Below are 20,590 nucleotides of genomic sequence, written 5' to 3' on the forward strand. Positions count from 1 at the left end.
GGCCGGGCGGCTGGCTTGGCTTGGATACTGACGGTAGCGCGCGTCCGGTTGGCTTAGCGCCGCCGCAACCGCTGCAACGTGCGTTTCATTCCCCCCGGAGCGACGAGGAAGCTCAGCACGAAGCCGGTCGCGAACCCCACGAGATCGGCGATCCAGTCAGGCCGCGCGCCGAAGATCATCGCGAAGATCAGCTGGATCCCCATCAGCGCGCCGATCAGCGAAAAGGCCCGCATCTGGTTCGCGTTTTCCTGCCCGAGCCGCGTCCACAGGATCCAGGTGAAAGCGCCAATCAACCCGTAATCGCCCGGATAGCCGCCATAGAGCCCGATCTCGGTGAAGGGCAGCGCGGCATAGACCAGCGCGCCGACGATGCTCGAACCGAGAAACACCACGGCCACCGCGAGGTTCGAGAAGACCTCGCCCACCATCTTGCCGAGCGCCAGCAGGAAAACGAGTACGAAAATCGCCTGCGTCACCGAGGCGTTCACGAAGGGATAGGTCACCAGTCGCATCAGCTGTTCTGGCGGGTATTGCCCGGTCTCGACCATCGCGCGCATCAGTTGCGGCGAGAAGGCGAATGTCTGGAGCGCATCGAGCCGCCAGCCCGCAGCGCCCGGCCCGCCGATCAGCCCGCTTCCGCCCATCGCGAAGAACAGTTCGGTCGCGATGATCGGCAGCGCGAGCAGCCAGACCACCGGGGGGAGCGGGTTCACCGGGTGTTCGTCATAACCGTCGCGCATATCTGGCCTCTCCTGCTCGCGGGCTCAGTTGCGCCCTTTGCGCTTTAGCGATAAGCGAGCGGGGAGCGGATTTCCACCCCGGGAGATCCTTACGGCGGGCTTCCACCCCCCGCAGATCAGGAGCATCAGATGAGCGAGCAAGCGCAGACCCCGAACGCCAATTTCAAACCGCGGATCTTCTCCGGCATCCAGCCCTCGGGTGGGCTGACGCTGGGCAACTATCTGGGCGCGCTCAAGCGTTTCGCCCAGAAGCAGGACGAAGGGATCGAGACGATCTACTGCCTCGTCGACCTGCATGCGATCACGGTCTGGCAAGAGCCCGAAGCGCTGCGCCGCAACACCCGCGAAGCCGCCGCCGCCTTCATCGCCTCGGGCGTCGACCCGAAGCGCTCGATCCTGTTCAACCAAAGCCAGGTCTCGGCCCATGCCGAACTGGCCTGGGCGCTCAACTGCGTCGCCCGTCTGGGCTGGATGAACCGGATGACCCAGTTCAAGGACAAGGCCGGCAAGAATGCCGAGAAAGCCTCGCTTGGCCTTTACGCCTATCCCGCGCTGATGGCGGCTGACATTCTGCTCTATCACGCGACGATGGTGCCGGTGGGCGAGGATCAGAAGCAGCATGTCGAACTGACCCGCGACATCGCGGCGAAGTTCAACCATGACTTCAAGACCGAGTTCTTCCCATCGCCCGAGCCGCTGATCGAGGGCGCCGCGACCCGCGTGATGTCCTTGCGCGACGGCACGAAGAAGATGTCGAAATCCGACCCCTCGGATGCAAGCCGCATCAACCTGACCGACGATGCCGACACGATCGCGAAGAAGATCCGCAAGGCCGTGACCGATCCCGAGCCGCTGCCCTCCGAGCTGGACGGGCTCAAGGACCGGGCCGAGGCACGCAACCTCGTGAACATCTACGCGGCGCTGGCGGACATGACGCCGGACCAGGTGCTGGGCGAGTTCGGTGGCGAGGGCTTCGGCAAGTTCAAACCGGCGTTGGCGGACCTCGCAGTCGCGAAACTCGCGCCGATCTCGGACGAAATGACCCGGCTGATGAACGACCCCGCCGAGATCGACCGGACCCTCGGCGATGGCGCGAACCGTGCCGACGAGATCGCGCAGCCGATCCTCGGCAAGACGCTTGAAATCATGGGGATGATCCGCTCGCGCTGATCGAAATGGGAGGGGGCGGCTTGCCCCCTCAGCCCATCATCAGGCGCGGATAGTCGATCTTCGGACAGCGGTTCATCACCACGCGCACGCCCTTTGCACGGGCCTTTTCCGCGGCCTCGTCATGCCGGACGCCGAGCTGCATCCAGATCGTGCGCAGCTTGGGAAGATGGGCCAGCGCGTCCTCGACCACCTCGGGCACGGCCTCGGAGCGGCGGAACACGTCGACCATATCGACCTCGATCTCATCCGGGATCGCGCCGAGATCGGCATAGACCGTCTCGCCCAGCAATTCCTGCCCCGCGAGGCCGGGATTGACCGGGATCACCCGATAGCCCTTCGATTGCAGATAGCGCGCGACATCGTAGGACGGGCGCTCGGGCTTGTGCGAAATCCCCACCACGGCGATCACCTTCGCCTCGCGCAGAATATCGCGAATCTCGTCTTGCATGGGGCCCTCCTGTCTTGCCGTTCCGATATAGGGAGAAATGCCGGATCGCTTCAAGAACGCGTATCGGGCAAGGCATTCATGCGATAGGCCGGGCACCTTCCCAGGCCAAGAAAAATGCGCCCGAGCATGAAGCAGGGGCGCATAAGTGGCGGAACGAGGGACAGTGAACTAGAAGCGCTGCGGTTCCGGAGCGGCGCTTCTGTTAAAGAGATAGGGAGGCCCTCGCCGGTCTTAAAGACCTTTGCGACAAAAGCTCGCGTGTTTGTGAAAATCAGCGGTTTGCCGCCGCATAGAGCGATACCGCCGCCGCATTCGAGACGTTGAGCGAGCCGAACTCCCCGGCGAAGGGGATGCGCACCAGCCGGTCGCAGGTCTCGCGGGTCTTTTCGCGCAGGCCCGGACCTTCGGCGCCGAGCACCAGCGCCACCGGCTCCACGCCCGCTTCGCTCAGCCCGTCTTGCAGGCTCATGCTCGCCTCTCCCGCAAGCCCCACCAGGCGGAAGCCCATCGCGCGCAACTCCTCCATCGCGTCGGAGAGGTTCTTCACGCGCAGATAGGGCTGCCGCTCCAGCGCGCCGCTTGCGGTCTTGGCCAGCGCCCCGGTCTCGGGCGCGGAATGGCGATGCGGGGCAATTACGGCGGCTGCGCCGAAGACTTCGGCTGACCGCAGGATCGCGCCCACGTTATGCGGGTCGGTCACCCGGTCGAGCAGCACCACGATGCGCGCATCATAGCAGACATCCTTCAGCGCGCCCCAGTCGAGCGGTTTGACCTCGAGCGCGGCCCCTTGGTGAACCGAATCCTGCGAGATCGGCACATGCTTGTCGAACTTGCGCACATCGACGATCTCGGGCTCCATGCCCGAAGCCGCGATCGCGTCGGCCAGCTTGTCCGCGGCATTCTTGGAACAGACCAGCTGCAACCGCTCGCGCATCGGATTCTGGAGCGCATCGCGCACCGCGTGCAGGCCGAACAGCCACACCGTCTCCGATGCCGCCGCGCGCTTGGCACGTTCCTTCTCGATCACCCAGGCCGGTTTTTTCATGGCGCTCTCCTTTGGCCCCTACCTGCGCGCAAAGCCGGGCTTTGGCAAGCCGCGATCTCGGGGGGTGAATTTTCGCAAATCCGGCTCTTGACGCCCCCCGCCCCCTTTTGTATCTCCCGCCCAGCGTCGGGTGACGTGCTGCAAGGTGCGGCAGCGGACTGTAACTCCGCCGGGGAGACCCATGCCTGGTTCGATTCCAGGGTCACCCACCACTTCCCCCTTTTCGGAACTGGTGATCTGGCAAGCCTCCGGGGTTTGCAGATATCTTAGCGCGAGAGCACCGCATTGCGCTTGAAGCGGGCTTCCTCGGTGCTGCCATCGTCGTAGATCAGCTTCACGCGGACATCTTTCACCGAACCCTTGGGTTGCGACACGAAGACGTTGTCACCCGCGATCGCATTGGGCTGGGCGCTGCCTTCGTGGCACTTCTCCATCTTGAACTTCGATTTCGGTGCGGCACCGTTGAAGCCGTAGCGGATCTCGCTCAGCCCGCAGCGCCACGCGAGAAGATGGGTGAAATACACCAGATCATTGTCGCCATATTCACGGATCGCGACCCAGGAATTGCGCGTCATGTCGAGGATCGGACGGACTTCCGCGGCGGTGGTGAAATTCTGCGCCGCCACCGGTACCGCTCCCAGCATCGCTGCCAGAACGGCCCCGCTCAACTTCCGCACGCTCATCACTTTCACCCCCGGGCTTTGTCGCTATACTGCGCAAAAATCCTCCCTAGGCGGCAGTATGACGGTGAAACCCCTGAAATCTCAACCCTTCAACGTCTTCTGCATCGCACAATCGGGTCGTCTGGAATACGAGGCTATCCTTTTCGTACTGAGTTTCCGCGCGGCAAATCCCGATTTCGCCGGCCGGCTCTTGGTCGCTGAACCGCAGCCCGGATCGCGCTGGTCCGAGGAGGTACGAATCTCGGGGCCGGTGCGTGCGATTCTCGAAGCGGCGGGGGCCGAGATCGTGCCTTTCGAGAGCAAGGTCTTCGGCCAGTCCTACCCCTATGGCAACAAGATCGAGGCTCTCGCGGCGCTGCCCGCGGGCGAACCTTTTGTCTTCTTCGATACCGATACGGTCTTCACCGGGGCGCTCTCGGAGGTGGGGTTCGATTTCACGAAGCCCTCCGCCTCGATGCGCCGCACCGGAACCTGGCCCGAGCCGCCGCTCTACGGGCCCGGCTATACCGCGATCTGGAAATCGCTCTACGATAAGTTCGGCTTGGACGGGTTCGAAGACACGCTCGATCTAAGCCAGCCCGACGAGTATTGGCGGCGCTACATGTATTTCAACGCGGGCTGGTTCTTCGGGGCGGACCCGGCAGAGTTCGGCGCGCGCTTCCTGCGCTATGCGCGCGAGATCCGCGACGAGGCGCCTGACGAACTGGCCTGCCAGTCGCTCGATCCCTGGCTCGATCAGGTGGCGCTGCCGCTGGTGATCCATTCCTTCGGGGGAGGGCGGCCGGGGCCGGAGCTTGACGGGCTCGATGGTTCGGTGAGCTGTCATTACCGCGCGCTGCCGTTACTCTATGCGCGCGAGAGCGATGCGGCAATCGAGATGGTCGAGGCGGTTGTGGCCCCCAACCCGATCAAGAAGGTTCTCAAGGCCTACGAGCCCGCGAAGAAGCTGATCTATCAGGGCAAGGGCCGCAAGCTGCGCGCGCTCATCGCCGAGGAAGGCATGCCGCGCACCGAGAAGATGCTGCGCAACCGGATCAAGCGCGCAAAGCTCTGGCTGCGTTGAGGGGTGGGGTCAGGCGCCGCCCGGCCCCTTGCGCACCGCACCCTTGAGATCGGCCATGTGCATCGCCCCGATTGCGATCGCGGTGCCGAAATAGACCGCCATTCCGAACAGCACGAGCCCCAGCAGCGCCAATGCGCGCAGCCCCGGCACGGCAAAGAGGCCGGGCATGGCCCAGGTCGCGACCCAGATCGCCAGCCCCATCACCACCGCGGAAATCACGATGCGCGGCAGACGACGATGAAAGCGGTGATCGAAATGCGCAGCTTCTCCCATCGACCGGGAGCCGAGCCAGAGCTGCCCGACCATCGCCCAAGCGGCGAAGGTGGTGCCGCAGGCGGCGGCGAGATAGCCGATGAAAGGCGAAAGTCCGATGGCCAGCACCGCATTCACCACCATCGCGACCAGCGCGTAATTGAACGGCGTGCGGGTGTTCTCGCGGGCGAAATAGAGCGGTTGCAGCACCTTTTGCAGCACGAAGGCGGGCAGGCCGAGCCCGTAGATCGCGGTGGCCCAAGCGGTGGCGATGGTGTCGTCATGGGTGAACTGGCCGCGCTCGAACAGGACCGAGACGATGGGCTGCGCGGCGACCAGAAGCGCCACGGCGGGGCCCACGGTCAGCAGTAGCGCGAACTCGCCCGCGCGCGAGAAGGAATAGCGGCTGCCCGCCATGTCATGGGCGCGCAGGCGGCGCGACAGGTCCGGCAGCAGCACCACGCCAATCGCAATGCCCACCACGCCGAGCGGCAGCTGGTAAAGCCGGTCTGCATAGTTCAGCCAGGCGATCGCGCCGTCGAAATGCGAGGCGACCTGACGGCCCACCAGCAGGTTGATCTGCACCACGCCCCCCGCGAGCATGGCCGGGATCGCGATGCGGATCAGGCGCTTCATGTCGGGGCTCAGGCGGGGCCGGGCGGGGATGATCTTGAAGCCCGCGCGCCATGCCGCCACCCAGACCAGCGCCAGCTGCGCCACGCCCGCAAGCGGCACGGACCACGCGAGCGCATCGCCCACCGGCAGGCCGAAATGATCGGCCAGCACCATCGCCAGCACGAAGACCACGTTCAGCAGCACCGGCGCGGCGGCGGCAGCGGCAAAGTGACCGGCCGCGTTCAGCACGCCCGACAGCAGCGCCCCGAGCGAGATGAACAGGATATAGGGAAAGGCGATGCGCCCATAGGTCGTGGCGATCTCGAAGCGCTCATCGGCGGCAAAGCCCGAGGCCATCGCCAGCACAAGCCACGGCATCGCGGCCGAGGCCACCAGCGTCAGCACGATCAGCACCGAGGCGAGCCCCCCCATCGCCTCGCGCGCAAACCCTTGCGCGTTCTCGCCGCCCTCCAGCTTCTTCGAGAAGATCGGGATGAAGGCGGTGTTGAACGCGCCCTCGGCGAAGAAGCGGCGGAAGAGGTTCGGCAGAGAGAAGGCCACGAGGAAGGCCTCGGCCACTGGGCCCGCGCCCAGGAAAGCCGCGATCATCATGTCGCGCGCAAAGCCAAGCACGCGGCTCGCCATCGTCCAGCCGCCCACCGTCATGAAGCCGCGCACCAGGCGGATCGGTTTCATCTCAGTTGCCCGCCCGCTTCGCACCCGAGGCGATCGCGTCGCGCAGACGGTTTTCCAGCGCCTCCTGGCGCGACTGTGAATGCAGTTTCAGACCGAACATGTCCTTGACGTAGAAGCTGTCGACCACCTGCGCCCCGTAGGTCGCGATCACCGCCGAGGAGATCGAGATGTTGTTCGAAGCCAGCGCCCGCGTCAGGTCATAGAGCAGGCCGGGGCGGTCGCGCGTATCCACCTCGATGATCGTGTAGATATCCGAGCCCTCGTTGTCGAAGGTGATATGGGTCGGGAATTTGAACTCCCGCTCGCGCTTCTTGATCTTGTCGCGATCCTTGAGCGCATCGCGCGCGACCACTTCGCCCTTCAGCGTCTTTTCGATCATGCCGCGCAGGCGGGGCAGCTTGGAGGCCTCGTAGGGATGGCCCTCGGCATCCTGAATCCAGAACACCGCCGTCGCATAGCCGTCCTTCGACGTATAAGTGCGCGCGTCGACGACATTCGCCCCGACCAGCGCCAGCGCGCCCGCAAGACGCGAGAAGATACCGGGGTGGTCGGCCAGTGCGAAACTGGCCCGCGTGGCGTCGTGATCGTCATCGGGATGCAGGTCGATGCGGATCTCGTCATCGCCCAGCCCGCGCAACAGCCGCGCGAAGATCTCGTGATTGGCGGTATTGAGCGATTGCCAATAGGGATCGTAATGGCGCCCGAGTTCGGCGCGGATCTCGCGCGCATCCCAATCGCCCAGCGTATCGAGCACCTCGCGCAGCGCACGTTTGGCCTCGTCGGTGCGCTGCTCGCGATTGACCGCCTCGAGCCCGTGCTCGAGCGCAAGCGATGTCTCGGCATGGAGCTTGCGCAGCAGCGTCGCCTTCCAGTTGTTCCACACGTTCGGCCCAACGCCGCGAATGTCGCAGACGGTCAGCACGGTCAGCAGATCGAGCCGCTTGCGCGACTTCACCTGCCGCGCGAAATCACGGATCGTGCGCGGGTCCGAAAGGTCGCGTTTCTGCGCCACGTCCGACATCAGCAGGTGATGGCGCACCAGCCATTCGACCGTCTCGCATTCCTCCTGATTGAGCCCAAGCCGCGGCGCGACCTTGCGCGAAATCTTGGCCCCCAGGATCGAGTGATCCTCGGGTCGGCCCTTGCCGATGTCATGGAGCAGCAGCGCCACGTAGAGCACCTTGCGATTGATCCCCTCTTCGAGGATATGCGAGCTCAGCGGCAGGTCCTCGATCAGCTCGCGCCGCTCGATCTGTGCCAGCGTCGAGACGACCTGGATCGTGTGTTCGTCCACCGTGTAGCTGTGATACATGTTGAACTGCATCATCGCCACGATCGGCTCGAATTCCGGGATGAAGGCGGCCAGCACGCCCAACTCGTTCATCCGCCGCAGCGCGCGCTCCGGGTTGCCGTGTTTCAGCAGCAGATCGAGAAAGATCCGCTGCGCCTCGCGGTCGTTGCGCATATCTTCGTCGATCAGATCGAGATTGGCCGAAACCAGACGCATCGCATCGGGGTGGATCAGCATCCCCGTGCGCAAGCCTTCCTCAAAAAGCCGCAGCAGGTTCACCGGATCGGCGAGGAAAGCCTTTTCATCGGCGACATTGATGCGCCCGTTTTCCTCGAAATAAGGTGCCTTGAGCTTGCGCCGGCGGCGGAAGATCCGTTGCAGCACGGGAGCGTTCTTGACGTGCTGGGCTTCGAGCTTGGTCAGGAAGATCCGCGTCACATCGCCCACGGCGGTCGCATGGCGGAAATAATCCTGCATGAAGACCTCGACCGCGCGGCGCCCCGCGAGATCGCGATAGCCCATGCGCTCGGCCACCTCGACCTGCATGTCGAAGGTGAGCTGATCGGCGGCGCGGTGTGCGATCAGGTGGAGATGGCAGCGCACCGCCCAGAGGTAATCTTCGGCATCGTGGAAAGTGTCGTATTCCTCGGGCGAGAATGCGCCGATTTCCATCAGCTCGCGAGCGCGGCCGACATGGTGGATATACTTGCCGATCCAGTAGAGGGTTTGCAGGTCGCGCAGGCCACCCTTGCCCTCCTTGACGTTGGGTTCGAGCACGTAGCGCTGGCCACCCTGACGGCGGTGGCGTTGTGAACGCTCGGCCAGTTTCGCCTCGATGAACTCGGCCTCGCTACCCTCGAAAAGATCGTGACGCAGCCGCAGCGAAAGCGCCTCGGCCAGTTTCTCGTCACCGCCCACGCAGCGATGTTCGAGAAGGGCGGTACGGATCGTGATGTCCTCGCGACCGAGCCGGATGCAATCGTCGAGCGTGCGCGAGGAATGGCCGACCTTCAGCTTCAGATCCCACAGGATGTAGAGCATGGATTCGACCACGCTCTCGGCCCAGGGGGTGATCTTGTAAGGGGTGAGGAACAGCAGGTCGACATCGGAATGGGGCGCCATTTCGGCGCGGCCATACCCGCCCACCGCGAGCACCGCAAAACGTTCGGCCTCGGTCGGCGTGCCCAGCCGGTGCAGCCGGGTCGTGGCGACCCGCAGCACCGAGCGCACGATGCCGTCGGTCATCTGCGCATAGGCCTCAACAGTGGCGCGCGCAGCACGCGGATGGGTCAGGAAGTCCGTCTCGATCCAGTCATTGGCGCGGGCGCGCTCTTCGGCAAGGAAGGCCACTGTCGCGGCGCGGATCTCGCGCGGTTCGCTCAGATCGCCGATCGCGGTGTCGAGCGCGTCGAAAAGAAGGTCGTCCTTCAGAAGGAGGGGCGCCCCGGAAAGGTCCGGGGCGATGTCGGTCTTGGTGCTCACTGCTCGGTCTCGTCCCTTCTCGGGCCCTCTGCTGATATGGAAGGGCGCGGGATCAGAACCCGGCCCCACCGAAGCTGCGCGGCGCGGGGTCGATCACCACGGCCTGGCCGTTCTGGACCTGCGCGATGGCAAGCCCGCGTTCATTGGTGCCGTCGGGCAGCAGGCGGAACACGCCGTTCACGCCGACAAAGCCCGAGGGCTGGGTTAGCGCCTGCTTGGTCAGCGCGTTCGCGTTGCCCGATTTGACGAGCGCGCCGATCGCAGCGATGCCGTCATAGCCGAGCCCTGCGATCGCGAGCGGCGCCGAGCCGTAGGCGGCTTGGTAGCGTGAAGCGAATTGCGCCTGAAGACCCGGATCGGGCTTGGCGAACCAGCCGCCCTGCACGCCCGGAAGCGCCAGCGTCGCCGGCGGGATATCCCAGCGCGTGAGGCCCATATATTGCGTCGTCTGCGGGTTGACGCCCTGTTCGGACATCAGCTGCGTGAGCAGCGGCAGCGCACCCGCGGTATCGGCGGTCATGAAGACCGCATCCACATCTCCCGCTTTCACGCGGCCCGCAATCTGCGGCGTCGCATCAACGAGACCCTGCTGCGAGAACGGATAGGACGCGACGCCCGCGAGCGACCCGCCCCGGCGCGAGATCGCGGTCTGGATCGCCTGTGCGCCGATCTCGCCCGCGGTGGTCTGCTCGTGCACGACCATGATCCGACGCTTGCCCTGACGCACCGCGTAGGACACGAGCCGGTTCGCGGTATTCTCAAAGGTCGGGCCAAGCACGAAGACATTGCCACCGGCAACGCTGGTGACGTTCGAGAAGGCGAGCACGTTGACGTTGCGCGAGGCAACCGCGAGGCCTGCCGCATTGGCCGATTCCGCATAGACCGGCCCGAGGATGATCTTCGCACCCTCATCGACCGCCTTGCTCGCCATCGCTGCGGCCTGCGCCGGGCTGCCGGCGGTGTTGTAGACCTGAAGGTCGATCTTCACGCCCTGCAGATCCGCGATCGCCATATTCGCGGCATTGCGCAGCTGGGCGGCAAGCGTCTCGTCCCCGGCATTGCCCGACCCTGCCGGCACCAGCAGTGCGACCTTCACCGGCGCGTTCGTGTCAATGCGCTGGCCGGTATTTCCGGTGCCTCCGGGCTGACAGGCAGCAAGCCAGAACAGCGCGAAAATTGCGACGATTCGGGCGGCGAGGGCACGGGGGTTACGGAGAAGATCAAACATGCTACGTCCTTTATGGGCGTTCGGGAAAACTGGTTCGCAACGCGCTGCAGCGCGCGCCAGAGCCTACGCATAACCCGGCGCGAAGTAAACGATCCAGGCAGCGGATGAGAGGGCCCATGCAGGAGCCAGACAAAACCGGCAAGACCATGCCGAGCGGTGAGGTGCAAACGCGCGGCAATGGCGGGCTCGCACCCGGGCTCTACTTCATCGCGACCCCCATCGGGGCCGCGCGCGACATCACCCTGCACGCGCTTGACCTGCTGCGCTCGGCGGATGTGCTGGCTGCCGAAGACACGCGCAGCCTGCGCCACCTTATGGAGATCCACGGCGTGTCGCTCGCCGGGCGCCCGCTGCTCGCCTATCACGACCATAACGGGGCGGCGATGCGCCCGAAAATCCTGCGCGCGATCGAAGAGGGTCGCAGCGTCGTCTATGCCTCGGAGGCCGGCACGCCGCTGGTCGCGGACCCTGGCTATCAGCTCGCACGCTCGGTGATCGAGGCGGGATTTGCGCTGCACAGCGCCCCGGGGCCTTCGGCGGTGCTGACCGCGCTGACACTCTCGGGCCTGCCGAGCGACCGGTTCCTTTTCGCGGGTTTCGCCCCGAACACACGTGGCGCACGGCGCAACTGGCTTGCGGAGTTCAAGCCGATCCCCGCGACGCTGGTATTTTATGAGAGCCCCAAACGCATTCGCGAAATGTTAGGGGATTGCGTGCAAGTGTTCGGTGGAGAACGGCAAGCGGCGTTGTGTCGCGAATTGACCAAACGCTTCGAAGAGGTACGCCGGGGCAGCCTGAGCGAGATCTCTCAAAGTTTGGCTGAGGCCCCGGTGAAGGGCGAAATCGTCCTCGTGATCGATCGTGCCCATGCGGTGGAGATCGGGGAGGAAGAGCTTGAGGCACGGCTGCGCGAAGTCATGGCGCAGGCAAGCCTGCGCGATGCCGTCGATGAGGTTGTAGCCCAGACCGGGCTGCCACGGCGCAAGGTCTATCAAGCCGCGCTGGCACTGGAGAAAGAACAATGAGCGGAGCTTTGTCCTACTATTCCGGGCTCGCCGCCGAAGAGCAGGTGGCGCGTCTTTACGAGCGCGGTGGCCGCGAGGTGACCGCACATCGCTGGCGTGGTCGTTTCGGGGGCGAGATCGACCTGATCGCGCGCGACGGTGACACGTTGATTTTCATCGAAGTGAAGAAATCGCGCAGCCATGCCCGGGCGGCCGAACGCCTGAGCCCGCGTCAGATGCGGCGGATCTGCGTTTCGGTCGAGGAATACCTGATGCGCCATCCGGTTCCGGCCAATACGAACCGCAAGGTCCGCTTCGATCTGGCGCTGGTCGACGAGGTTGGCCAGATCCGGGTTCTGGAGAATGCCTATCTCGGAATGTGAGTTGAGATTGCATTGGCGCGCGCCACATTGCATCAAGGCTGCAATGAAAGGGGGCGCGAATGGGTTTGAAAGTCGCAATTCAGATGGACCCGATCGAAGCGATCGATATCGGGGCCGACAGTACCTTTCGCATCGCCGAGGAGGCGCAGGCGCGGGGACATGAGCTGTTCTACTATACGCCTGACCGGCTGATTTATCGCGAGGGGCGGATTCTTGCACGAGGCTGGCCGCTGACGGTCCGTCGCGAGCGGGGCAATCATTTCACGCTTGGCGAGGAAATCGAGGTCGATCTGGCGGGTTGGGATGTCGTCTGGCTGCGTCAGGACCCGCCCTTCGATATGGGCTACATCACCACGACCCATCTGCTCGAGCGGATCCATCCGCAGACGCTCGTCGTCAACGATCCGTTCTGGGTGCGCAACTCGCCCGAGAAGCTTCTGGTGCTGAATTTCCCCGATCTCACGCCGCCGACCCTGATCGCACGGGATCTTTCCGTGATTCGCGATTTCAAGGCCAAGCATGGCGACATCATCCTCAAGCCGCTCTACGGCAATGGGGGGGCAGGGGTGTTCCGGCTTGACCCGAACGACCGCAATCTCTCCTCGCTGCATGAGCTCTTCATGGGCATCAATCGCGAGCCGCTGATCGCACAGAAGTTCCTGCCCGCGGTCTCGAAGGGCGACAAGCGGATCATTCTCGTCGATGGCGAGGCGGTCGGCGCGATCAACCGGGTACCCGCCGAGGGCGAGACCCGTTCGAACATGCATGTCGGCGGGCGGCCCGAAAAGGTCGAGCTGACCGAGCGTGATCGCGAGATCTGTGCGACGATCGGGCCGGTTTTGCGTGAGAAGGGACAGATCTTCGTCGGGATCGACGTGATCGGAGACTGGCTCACGGAGATCAACGTGACCTCGCCGACCGGCATCCAGGAGCTCGAGCGGTTCGACGGTGTGAACATCGCGGCGCGGATCTGGGAGGCCATCGAGGCGAAGCGAGGCTGATATGTCGATCCGGCTCACATACCTGAACGCCTGGCTGCGGATCGCGGCCAAGCCGATGGTGCGGCGCTTTCGTGACCCGGTTGCGACGCGGCGCGAAATGGAGCGGATGGCGAGCTGGGTGGTGCGCGAGCCCAAAGGCCTGTGCCTCTTGCAGACTCGGCTCGGGGAGCGGCCCGCCCTTTCGCTTCGGGTGGGTCCGACAGCCCAGGGCGCTGTGATCCTTTACTTCCATGGCGGCGGCTATGTCGCGGGTTCGCCCTGGATGTATCGCGGGCTCGCCGCGCGCTTGGCGCAACTGAGCGGGCTTGAGGTGGTCGCCCCCGACTATCGGCTCGCCCCCGAAGCGCCCTTTCCGGCGGCGCTCGAGGATGCGGAGGCGGGCTTCGACGCGCTCATTGCTGCGGGCTACGAGCCCGGGTGCATCGTTCTGGCGGGCGACAGTGCGGGCGGCGGGTTGGCGCTGTCACTTCTGGGCCGGCTGTGCGGGCAAGGGCGGGCACCCGCGGGCGTGATCGCGTTTTCACCTTGGACGGATCTCACCTGTTCGGGGGCCAGCCTGCGCACGAATGCGAAGAGAGACGCGCTCCTGCCGGTCGAGCGGATCGGGGACACGGTCGATCTGGTGTTGCAAGGTCATCCCGCCAGCGATCCCGAAGCCTCGCCACTTTTTGCGACCTTCCCCAATGCGCCGCCGGTTCTGATCCAGCATTCGATGACGGAGATTCTCGCCGATGATGCATTGCGCATGGCGGATCGGCTTCGTGCGTTCGATGCCGAGGTGACGGTGCAGAGCTGGCCCGACGCGCCCCATGTCTGGCAGTTCTTCGATGGGCGCGTGCCCGAGGCACGGGCCGCGCTGGAAGATGCGGCGAAGGCCGCGCGCGCGATGCTCAACCTGCCTGCGCGGTGATCCGATAACTCAGGGCTTCGGCGATATGGGGCTGACGCACTTCATCTTCTCCGTCGAGATCTGCGATCGTGCGTGCGACCCGCAACACCCGGTGATAGCCGCGCGCGGAGAGCCCGACACGTTCGGCCATGCGCGATAGCAATGCGCGCCCTTCGGTATCGGGCATCGCGATTTCTTCAAGCAACGCCCCTTCCGCCTCGGCGTTGACACGCACGTTCGGGGCGTGTGCAAAGCGCCGCGATTGCAGCGCACGGGCCTGCGCCACGCGTGCCGCGACCGTCCCCGATCGCTCGCCCGATGCAGGCAGATCAAGATCGGCATAACGCACAGGCGGCACTTCAAGGCGCAGGTCGAACCGGTCCATCAGGGGCCCCGAGATCCGCGCAAGATAATCCTCGCCACAGGATGGCGCGCGCGAACAGGCCCGTTCGGGATCACCCAGATAGCCGCATTTGCACGGGTTCGCCGCCGCAACCAGAAGGAAACGGCAGGGGTAGCGCATATGCGCATTGGCACGTGAGACGACGACCTCGCCGGTCTCGATCGGCTGGCGCAGGGTCTCGAGGACAGCGCGCGGAAATTCGGGGAACTCGTCCATGAACAGCACCCCGTTATGGGCAAGGCTCACCTCGCCGGGCCGCGCGCCGCGGCCGCCGCCGATCATCGCGGCCATCGAGGCAGTGTGGTGGGGCTCGCGGAAGGGGCGTGCACGCGAAATCCCGCCTTCGTCGATCAGCCCCGAAAGCGAGTGGATCATCGAGGTTTCCAGCATCTCCTCCGGGTTCATCTCGGGCAGGATCGAGGGCAGTCGCGCGGCGAGCATGGATTTGCCCGAGCCGGGCGCGCCGATCATCATCAGGTGGTGGCGGCCTGCAGCGGCGATCTCCAGCGCGCGCTTGGCGCGTTCCTGCCCCTTCACGTCGCGCAGGTCGCGTGGGTGCGGATCAGGCGAGATGAGGCCGGGACTGGCCGGATCGAGCGGGGTACGCCCGCTCAGATGGTCGATCGCGGCGGAGAGGGTGGCGGGCGCGATGACTTCGGCAGCGCCGACCCAGGCGGCCTCTGCACCGGAGCCTTTCGGACAGATCAGGCTGCGCTCGCTGGTCGCGGCGGCCATCGCGGCGGGCAGGGCGCCTGCGACCGCCAGCAAACGGCCGTCGAGCGACAGCTCTCCCAGCGCGACGAGGTTTTCCAACTTGTCGCGTGGCACAAGCCCGATTGCCCCCAGTAGCGCCAGCGCGATCGGCAGGTCGAAATGGGACCCCTCCTTGGGCAGATCGGCGGGCGAGAGATTGACGGTGATGCGCTGCATCGGAAGCGCCACGCCCAGCGCGCCGAGTGCCGCGCGCACCCGTTCGCGCGCCTCTTGCACCGCCTTGTCGGGCAGGCCGACGACAGCGAAGGCCGGAAGCCCGTCGGAGAGCGCGCATTGCACCTCGACCAGCCGGGCCTCCACCCCCTCGAATGCGACCGTGTAGCTCTGGCTGACCATATCCCCTCCGGGTGCTGACCCCAGAGCTAGAGGAGCATGGTTGAGGAAAGGTTAACGCTTGATAAGGCGCCCGTGAGGGTGACTCTTGGCACGACTCACTCTCTCGCACCCCGAGGGCGCGATCCGGCCGAGAGACTCCAATTGCTTGATATTGCGCGCGATTGCACATCGGTTTTCGCATTCTTGCGCAAGTTTCGGCACCGCAGCGTTACAGTCAGTCAAGAGTTCGTGAGCAGGCTTACGATATGTGTCGCTCAAGATCATGTGATAAGCTTGGCTTATGAATTTGAAATTTCTTTGTTTTTTCCGAAATTCGCGCGTCAAGGGCAGGGGATGCACAAAGTTACAGCTCAAAATCAACATTTCCGTGAGGAACCTTTTCATGAGAAGCGCATTGTAAGAGCAATGCAGCCACTCGCATTAGGCTGCGTCCAAATGGGCGGGAGACCCAGGGAGATTGGTAAATGGCACTTGATGGTATGACCGACGAAACCCTTCCTCGCGAAGCAATGCGCGCGGAGTTTCTCGATGCGGAAACCGAGGCGGAACTCGCCCGGGCCTGGCGCGATCGACGCGATGAACAGGCGCTTCACCGGCTTGTCACCGCCTATATGCGTCTCGCCATCTCCATGGCCTCCAAGTTCCGTCGCTACGGCGCTCCGATGAACGACCTGATTCAGGAAGCCTCGCTGGGGCTGATGAAAGCGGCCGACAAGTTCGACCCCGAACGCGGCGTGCGCTTCTCGACCTATGCAGTGTGGTGGATCAAGGCCTCGATCCAGGAATTCGTGATGCGCAACTGGTCGATGGTTCGGACAGGCTCGACCTCGTCGCAAAAGGCGCTGTTCTTCAACATGCGCCGGGTGCAGGCACAGCTGTCGCGCGAAGCGGCGCAAGATGGCCAGCAACTCGATGCGATGCAGCTGCGCCAGCGTGTTGCCGAAGTGATCGGCGTCCCGCTCGCCGATGTCGAGATGATGGAAGGCCGCCTGTCGGGCTCGGATTTTTCGCTCAACGCCACCCAGTCGAGCGATGAAGAGGGTCGCGAATGGGTCGACACGCTCGAGGATGATGGTGCGAGCCCCGAAGAGGCCGTGGCCGAGACCCATGACGGCGAAACGATGCGGGTCTGGCTCGGCGAAGCGATGCAAGGGTTGACCGATCGGGAACGTTACATCGTCACCGAACGCCGTCTGATCGACGATCCGCGCACCTTGGAAAGCCTCGGCGACGAACTGGGTCTTTCGAAAGAGCGTATTCGTCAGCTCGAGGCGCAGGCCTTCGGCAAGATGCGCAAATCCCTTGAAACGCATCAGGGCGAGGTGCAAAGCTTCTTCGTATGAAGCGGCTTCTCCTCGGTCTTCTCACAATTGCTTTTGCCTACCCGGCTCTCGCCGAGGAGGTCACGCCCGAGGCGCTTGATGCGATCTCGGGCGATATCGTCGTGTTGGGCGAGATTCACGACAACCCGCTGCATCACCTCAATCAGGCCCGCGCGATCCGGTCATTGAAACCCAGAGCCGTGGTCTTCGAGCAGCTCACGCCGGGGCAGGCGGCCAAGATTACGCCGGCGCTTCTGAATGACGAGAAAGCGCTGGGCATGACGCTGGGGTGGGAACAGGCTGGCTGGCCTGACTTCGCGATCTACTATCCGATTTTCGCCGCGCTGGGCGACGCGAAGATCTATGGCGCAGCCCAGCCGCGCGACGTGGTGCGCGCGGCGATGAGCAAACCACTGCCGGAGGTTTTCGGTGCCGACGCGGCAGCCTACGGGCTCGACCAGCCTTATCCCGAGGCTCTGCAAAAACAGCTCGAGGAGGAGGCGCAAGTCGATCATTGCAACGCGCTTCCGCCCGCGATGCTGCCCGGCATGGTCGCCGCCCAACGCTTCCGCGATGCCGCCTTCGCCCGCGTCGCGGTGCAGGCGCTCAAGGAGACCGGTGGCCCGGTCGCGGTGATCACCGGTTCAGGCCATGCCAGGACCGACCTCGCCGTGCCGGCCCTGATCCGCAAGGCCGATCCTGCGGCGAAGGTGGTCGCTCTGGGTCAGGTCGAGGCCGAGCCGGGCGACGATCCCGGCGCGCTGCCCTATGATCTGTGGATCGTAACCCCCCCCACGCCACGCGAAGACCCCTGCGCCGCCTTCAAGTGATCCTTGCGCCGAGCCACCCCGGCGCTTATCCCTTTGAAGAGTTTACGCGGAGGGGCAAATGCTTGCGGGCAAACGCATCCTGTTGATCATCGGCGGCGGCATCGCCGCCTTCAAGGCGCCCGAGCTGATCCGGCTCCTGCGGGGCGCGGGCGCGACTGTCAGCCCGGTCCTGACCAAGGCCGGGGCCGAATTCGTGACGCCGCTGACGGTGTCCTCTCTGGCAGGCGAGGCGGTCCATTCCGATCTCTTCGATCTGACCCACGAGGCCGAGATCGGCCATATCCAGCTGTCGCGCGCCGCTGATCTGGTCGTCGTGGTCGCGGCCACCGCGGATCTGATGGCGAAGATGGCCAACGGGCTGGCCAATGACCTTGCCTCGACCCTGCTGCTCGCGACCGACAAACGCGTGCTGATCGCGCCCGCGATGAACGTGCGGATGTGGGAGCATGCTGCGACCCGGCGCAACATCGCCACGCTGAAAGCCGATGGTGTGCTTTTCGTCGGCCCGACGGAGGGCGACATGGCATGCGGCGAGTTCGGCGAGGGCCGGATGGTCGAACCCGCGCAGATCCTCGCCGCGATCGAGGACGCGCTGGCCGACGGCCCCCTGAAAGGCCGCCATATCCTCGTCACCTCCGGCCCCACCCACGAGCCGATCGACCCGGTGCGCTACATCGCGAACCGCTCCTCGGGGGCGCAGGGCACGGCGCTGGCAGCGGCGCTGCGCGATCTCGGCGCGCAGGTGAGTTTCGTGACCGGCCCCGCCACCGTGCCGCCGCCCTATGGCGTCAAGGTGATCAAGGTCGAAACCGCCCGTGAAATGCTTGAGGCCGTGCAGGGCGCGCTGTCCGCCGATGCCGCGATCTTCGCCGCCGCCGTCGCCGACTGGCGCGTTGCCAACGCCGCCGAGAAGAAAATGAAGAAAGACGGCTCGGGCAAGCTGCCCACGCTCGAATTCGCCGAGAACCCCGATATCCTCGCGACGATCTCGCAGATGGAAACCGGGCGCCCCGGTCTCGTCGTGGGCTTTGCCGCCGAGACGCATGAGGTTACCCGCCACGCCACCGAAAAACGCGCCCGCAAGGGCTGTGACTGGATCGTCGCCAATGACGTGAGCCCCGCGACCGGCATCATGGGGGGATCGGAAAACGCGGTGACGATCATTGACGCGCAAGGCGCCGAAACCTGGGAGCGGATGAGCAAGACCGAAGTGGCCCGGGGGCTTGCCGCGCGCATCGCGCGGGCGCTGGGCACCGTTGGAGAGTGAGGACGCTCCGCGGGGGATATTTGGAGCAGTTGGAGGCAAGACTGCGCGCCCAGTTTCCAACTGCCCGAAATATCCCCGCCGGAGGCATCCGCAAGTGACACCCGCGCGCGGCGGGGCAGGAGAGCGACAGTGAACACACCCACGATCAAGGTTCTGCGCGAGGATTGGGCTGATCCCGAGATCGCGCTGCCGCGCTATGAGACCCATGGGGCGGCGGGCGCCGATATCCGCGCCAATCTGGCACCAGAGGATCGCGTCAGCGGCTTCACGCTTTACCCGATGCAGCGCGTGATCGTGCCGACCGGGCTGCGCGTCGAAATCCCCGAAGGTTTCGAGATGCAGATCCGGCCGCGTTCCGGGCTCGCATTGAAGCATGGGATCAGCCTGCCCAACACCCCCGGCACGATTGATGCCGATTATCGCGGGCCGCTCGGGGTGTTGCTGATCAACCTTGGACGTGAGCCCTACCTGATCGAACATGGCGCGCGCATCGCCCAGGCGATCATTGCGCCCGTGGTGCAGGCGCGCTTCGAGATCACGGAAGAGCTCGGCGAGACCGCGCGCGGTGCGGGCGGGTTCGGCTCGACGGGCAAAGGCTGAGCCATGCTCGGGTTGCTCCTCATGGCGGCGATCGTGGGGCTTGGGCTGGTGCTCAAGGCCTCCGCGCGCGCGATGTTCGGCATGCTCGTACTGGTCTGGGCGGCTCTTGTGCTCGCGCATCTGCCGCTGCCCGGTTTCGTGCCGATCAGCCGGGTTCTGGGGGGCTCGCTCGCGGCCTGGCTGGGGCTTGGGGTGCTGGCCGCGCTCGTTCTGGCCTATCGCAAGGTCTTGCGCGCCATCCGCGACCGCGCTGCGGAACCTGAACCGAAAACACCGCCGCGCCCCGGTGCGTTTTCGGAGGCCGAGCTTGACCGCTATGCGCGCCATATCATGCTGCGCGAGATCGGTGGGCCGGGGCAGAAGCGGCTCAAACAGGCGAAAGTTCTGGTGATCGGGGCGGGGGGGCTGGGCTCGCCCGTGCTGCTTTACCTCGCAGCGGCAGGCGTTGGGCGGATCGGGGTCGTGGATGACGACGTGGTGTCGAATTCCAACCTGCAGCGGCAGGTGATCCACCGTGACGCCGATATTGGGATGCCGAAGGTGTTCTCGGCGCAAAAGGCGATGCTTGCGCTCAACCCGCATATCGAAGTGCGTCCCTATAACCGCCGTCTGAGTGCCGCAGATGCCGAGGCGCTGATCGCCGAGCATGATCTGATCCTCGACGGCACCGACAATTTCGACACGCGCTATCTGGTGAACGCCGCCTGCGTGGCGACAGGCAAGCCGCTGATCTCGGGCGCGATCACGCAATGGGAGGGGCAGCTGTCGCTCTACGATCCCGCGAAGGGGGCGCCCTGCTATGCCTGCGTCTTCCCGCAAGCCCCCGCGCCGGGGCTTGCGCCGTCCTGTGCCGAGGCCGGGGTGGTGGGCGCGTTGCCGGGCGTTATCGGCGCGATGATGGCCGCCGAGGCGATCAAGGAGATCACCGGCGCGGGCCAATCCGCGCGCGGACGGCTGATGATCTATGACGCGCTCTGGGGCGAAAGCCGCCAGATCGGCGTCAAGCGCCGGGCCGATTGCGCGGTTTGCGGCGCGGGTCACGCGGCGGGGGATGGTCATTCCTGAGGG

At 65.0% G+C, this 20,590-nt stretch carries 19 protein-coding genes and 1 tRNA gene; 12 read left to right on the forward strand and 8 right to left on the reverse strand.

Annotated elements, in window-relative coordinates:
- Positions 1-53: 53 nt before the first annotated feature.
- A complete protein-coding gene (locus TP2_RS11075; protein ID WP_038077258.1) occupies positions 54-740 on the reverse strand; it encodes a rhomboid family intramembrane serine protease in 687 nt (228 codons plus the stop codon).
- A 129-nt stretch (positions 741-869) separates the two neighbouring features.
- On the opposite strand from TP2_RS11075, the gene trpS reads away from it, so the two are divergent.
- The gene (trpS, locus tag TP2_RS11080; RefSeq protein WP_038077259.1) at positions 870-1,910 is read left to right on the forward strand and encodes a tryptophan--tRNA ligase; all 1,041 of its coding nucleotides are present in this window, start codon (positions 870-872) and stop codon (positions 1,908-1,910) included.
- Between the two features lie 28 nt (positions 1,911-1,938).
- Here trpS and TP2_RS11085 read toward each other — a convergent pair whose 3' ends face one another.
- Together TP2_RS11085 and rlmB are read right to left on the reverse strand one after the other, a co-directional pair.
- Positions 1,939-2,358, reverse strand: a complete 420-nt coding sequence (locus TP2_RS11085) for a CoA-binding protein (RefSeq protein ID WP_038077260.1) — start codon at positions 2,356-2,358, stop codon at positions 1,939-1,941.
- Positions 2,359-2,629: 271 nt separating this feature from the next.
- Positions 2,630-3,403 carry a 23S rRNA (guanosine(2251)-2'-O)-methyltransferase RlmB gene (gene rlmB, locus TP2_RS11090; protein WP_038077261.1) on the reverse strand — a complete coding sequence of 258 codons (774 nt, stop codon included), beginning with the start codon at positions 3,401-3,403 and terminating at the stop codon, positions 2,630-2,632.
- A gap of 128 nt (positions 3,404-3,531) precedes the next feature.
- Here rlmB and TP2_RS11095 point away from each other — a divergent pair.
- Positions 3,532-3,615 (forward strand) — tRNA-Tyr (locus tag TP2_RS11095).
- Positions 3,616-3,669: 54 nt separating this feature from the next.
- On the opposite strand, the gene TP2_RS11100 is transcribed toward TP2_RS11095, so the two are convergent.
- Positions 3,670-4,086, reverse strand: a complete 417-nt coding sequence (locus TP2_RS11100; protein WP_051692556.1) for a hypothetical protein — start codon at positions 4,084-4,086, stop codon at positions 3,670-3,672.
- 58 nt (positions 4,087-4,144) lie between these two features.
- Here TP2_RS11100 and TP2_RS11105 point away from each other — a divergent pair, with 58 nt between their 5' ends.
- The gene (locus TP2_RS11105) at positions 4,145-5,149 is read left to right on the forward strand and encodes a hypothetical protein (protein ID WP_206198340.1); all 1,005 of its coding nucleotides are present in this window, start codon (positions 4,145-4,147) and stop codon (positions 5,147-5,149) included.
- A 9-nt stretch (positions 5,150-5,158) separates the two neighbouring features.
- On the opposite strand, the gene murJ is transcribed toward TP2_RS11105, so the two are convergent.
- From murJ to TP2_RS11120, 3 genes are all read right to left on the reverse strand, one after another.
- The gene (murJ, locus tag TP2_RS11110; RefSeq protein WP_038077262.1) at positions 5,159-6,712 is read right to left on the reverse strand and encodes a murein biosynthesis integral membrane protein MurJ; all 1,554 of its coding nucleotides are present in this window, start codon (positions 6,710-6,712) and stop codon (positions 5,159-5,161) included.
- Position 6,713: 1 nt separating this feature from the next.
- A complete protein-coding gene (locus tag TP2_RS11115) occupies positions 6,714-9,434 on the reverse strand; it encodes a [protein-PII] uridylyltransferase (protein ID WP_240473754.1) in 2,721 nt (906 codons plus the stop codon).
- A 103-nt stretch (positions 9,435-9,537) separates the two neighbouring features.
- Positions 9,538-10,713 (reverse strand): penicillin-binding protein activator, encoded by a 1,176-nt coding sequence (locus tag TP2_RS11120; protein WP_038077264.1) that lies wholly within the window; start codon positions 10,711-10,713, stop codon positions 9,538-9,540.
- A 146-nt stretch (positions 10,714-10,859) separates the two neighbouring features.
- Here TP2_RS11120 and rsmI point away from each other — a divergent pair, with 146 nt between their 5' ends.
- From rsmI to TP2_RS11140, 4 genes are read left to right on the forward strand one after another with little or no spacing between them, the layout of a single operon-like run.
- Positions 10,860-11,738 carry a 16S rRNA (cytidine(1402)-2'-O)-methyltransferase gene (gene rsmI / locus TP2_RS11125; protein ID WP_038077735.1) on the forward strand — a complete coding sequence of 293 codons (879 nt, stop codon included), beginning with the start codon at positions 10,860-10,862 and terminating at the stop codon, positions 11,736-11,738.
- Positions 11,735-12,100, forward strand: coding sequence for a YraN family protein (locus tag TP2_RS11130; RefSeq protein ID WP_038077265.1), 366 nt, complete (start codon positions 11,735-11,737; stop codon positions 12,098-12,100). The genes rsmI and TP2_RS11130 overlap by 4 nt, the downstream gene beginning before the upstream one ends.
- Before the next feature lie 59 nt (positions 12,101-12,159).
- Positions 12,160-13,101 (forward strand): glutathione synthase, encoded by a 942-nt coding sequence (gene gshB, locus TP2_RS11135; protein ID WP_038077266.1) that lies wholly within the window; start codon positions 12,160-12,162, stop codon positions 13,099-13,101.
- Position 13,102: 1 nt separating this feature from the next.
- Entirely contained in the window at positions 13,103-14,011 is a 909-nt protein-coding gene (locus TP2_RS11140) for an alpha/beta hydrolase fold domain-containing protein (protein ID WP_038077267.1), read from the forward strand.
- Here the strand turns inward: TP2_RS11140 and TP2_RS11145 are convergent.
- Entirely contained in the window at positions 13,992-15,503 is a 1,512-nt protein-coding gene (locus TP2_RS11145) for a YifB family Mg chelatase-like AAA ATPase (RefSeq protein ID WP_038077268.1), read from the reverse strand. The two genes, TP2_RS11140 and TP2_RS11145, sit on opposite strands and share 20 nt — an antisense overlap.
- A 464-nt stretch (positions 15,504-15,967) precedes the next feature.
- Here TP2_RS11145 and TP2_RS11150 point away from each other — a divergent pair, with 464 nt between their 5' ends.
- From TP2_RS11150 to TP2_RS11170, 5 genes are all read left to right on the forward strand, one after another.
- A complete protein-coding gene (locus tag TP2_RS11150) occupies positions 15,968-16,846 on the forward strand; it encodes an RNA polymerase factor sigma-32 (RefSeq protein WP_084714190.1) in 879 nt (292 codons plus the stop codon).
- Positions 16,843-17,655 (forward strand): ChaN family lipoprotein, encoded by an 813-nt coding sequence (locus TP2_RS11155; RefSeq protein WP_038077269.1) that lies wholly within the window; start codon positions 16,843-16,845, stop codon positions 17,653-17,655. The genes TP2_RS11150 and TP2_RS11155 overlap by 4 nt, the downstream gene beginning before the upstream one ends.
- A 58-nt stretch (positions 17,656-17,713) precedes the next feature.
- The gene (coaBC, locus tag TP2_RS11160; protein ID WP_038077270.1) at positions 17,714-18,922 is read left to right on the forward strand and encodes a bifunctional phosphopantothenoylcysteine decarboxylase/phosphopantothenate--cysteine ligase CoaBC; all 1,209 of its coding nucleotides are present in this window, start codon (positions 17,714-17,716) and stop codon (positions 18,920-18,922) included.
- A 129-nt stretch (positions 18,923-19,051) separates the two neighbouring features.
- Complete coding sequence (gene dut, locus TP2_RS11165; RefSeq protein ID WP_038077271.1) at positions 19,052-19,522, forward strand: dUTP diphosphatase; 471 nt, start codon at positions 19,052-19,054, stop codon at positions 19,520-19,522.
- Between the two features lie 3 nt (positions 19,523-19,525).
- Complete coding sequence (locus tag TP2_RS11170) at positions 19,526-20,587, forward strand: HesA/MoeB/ThiF family protein (protein ID WP_038077272.1); 1,062 nt, start codon at positions 19,526-19,528, stop codon at positions 20,585-20,587.
- Positions 20,588-20,590 lie beyond the last annotated feature (3 nt).

It is taken from the genome of Thioclava pacifica DSM 10166, assembly GCF_000714535.1.
Taxonomy (GTDB): Bacteria; Pseudomonadota; Alphaproteobacteria; order Rhodobacterales; family Rhodobacteraceae; genus Thioclava; species Thioclava pacifica.

Coding starts and splice junctions, on each gene's coding strand:
- rlmB (WP_038077261.1), bottom strand. CDS start 3,403: ATGAAAAAACCGGCCTGGGTGATCGAGAAGGAACGTGCCAAGCGCGCG.
- TP2_RS11120 (WP_038077264.1), bottom strand. CDS start 10,713: ATGTTTGATCTTCTCCGTAACCCCCGTGCCCTCGCCGCCCGAATCGTC.
- TP2_RS11100 (WP_051692556.1), bottom strand. CDS start 4,086: ATGAGCGTGCGGAAGTTGAGCGGGGCCGTTCTGGCAGCGATGCTGGGA.
- TP2_RS11150 (WP_084714190.1), top strand. CDS start 15,968: ATGGCACTTGATGGTATGACCGACGAAACCCTTCCTCGCGAAGCAATG.
- TP2_RS11145 (WP_038077268.1), bottom strand. CDS start 15,503: ATGGTCAGCCAGAGCTACACGGTCGCATTCGAGGGGGTGGAGGCCCGG.
- TP2_RS11085 (WP_038077260.1), bottom strand. CDS start 2,358: ATGCAAGACGAGATTCGCGATATTCTGCGCGAGGCGAAGGTGATCGCC.
- TP2_RS11170 (WP_038077272.1), top strand. CDS start 19,526: ATGCTCGGGTTGCTCCTCATGGCGGCGATCGTGGGGCTTGGGCTGGTG.
- TP2_RS11140 (WP_038077267.1), top strand. CDS start 13,103: ATGTCGATCCGGCTCACATACCTGAACGCCTGGCTGCGGATCGCGGCC.
- trpS (WP_038077259.1), top strand. CDS start 870: ATGAGCGAGCAAGCGCAGACCCCGAACGCCAATTTCAAACCGCGGATC.
- murJ (WP_038077262.1), bottom strand. CDS start 6,712: ATGAAACCGATCCGCCTGGTGCGCGGCTTCATGACGGTGGGCGGCTGG.
- gshB (WP_038077266.1), top strand. CDS start 12,160: ATGGGTTTGAAAGTCGCAATTCAGATGGACCCGATCGAAGCGATCGAT.
- TP2_RS11130 (WP_038077265.1), top strand. CDS start 11,735: ATGAGCGGAGCTTTGTCCTACTATTCCGGGCTCGCCGCCGAAGAGCAG.
- TP2_RS11075 (WP_038077258.1), bottom strand. CDS start 740: ATGCGCGACGGTTATGACGAACACCCGGTGAACCCGCTCCCCCCGGTG.
- coaBC (WP_038077270.1), top strand. CDS start 17,714: ATGCTTGCGGGCAAACGCATCCTGTTGATCATCGGCGGCGGCATCGCC.
- rsmI (WP_038077735.1), top strand. CDS start 10,860: ATGCCGAGCGGTGAGGTGCAAACGCGCGGCAATGGCGGGCTCGCACCC.
- TP2_RS11105 (WP_206198340.1), top strand. CDS start 4,145: ATGACGGTGAAACCCCTGAAATCTCAACCCTTCAACGTCTTCTGCATC.
- TP2_RS11155 (WP_038077269.1), top strand. CDS start 16,843: ATGAAGCGGCTTCTCCTCGGTCTTCTCACAATTGCTTTTGCCTACCCG.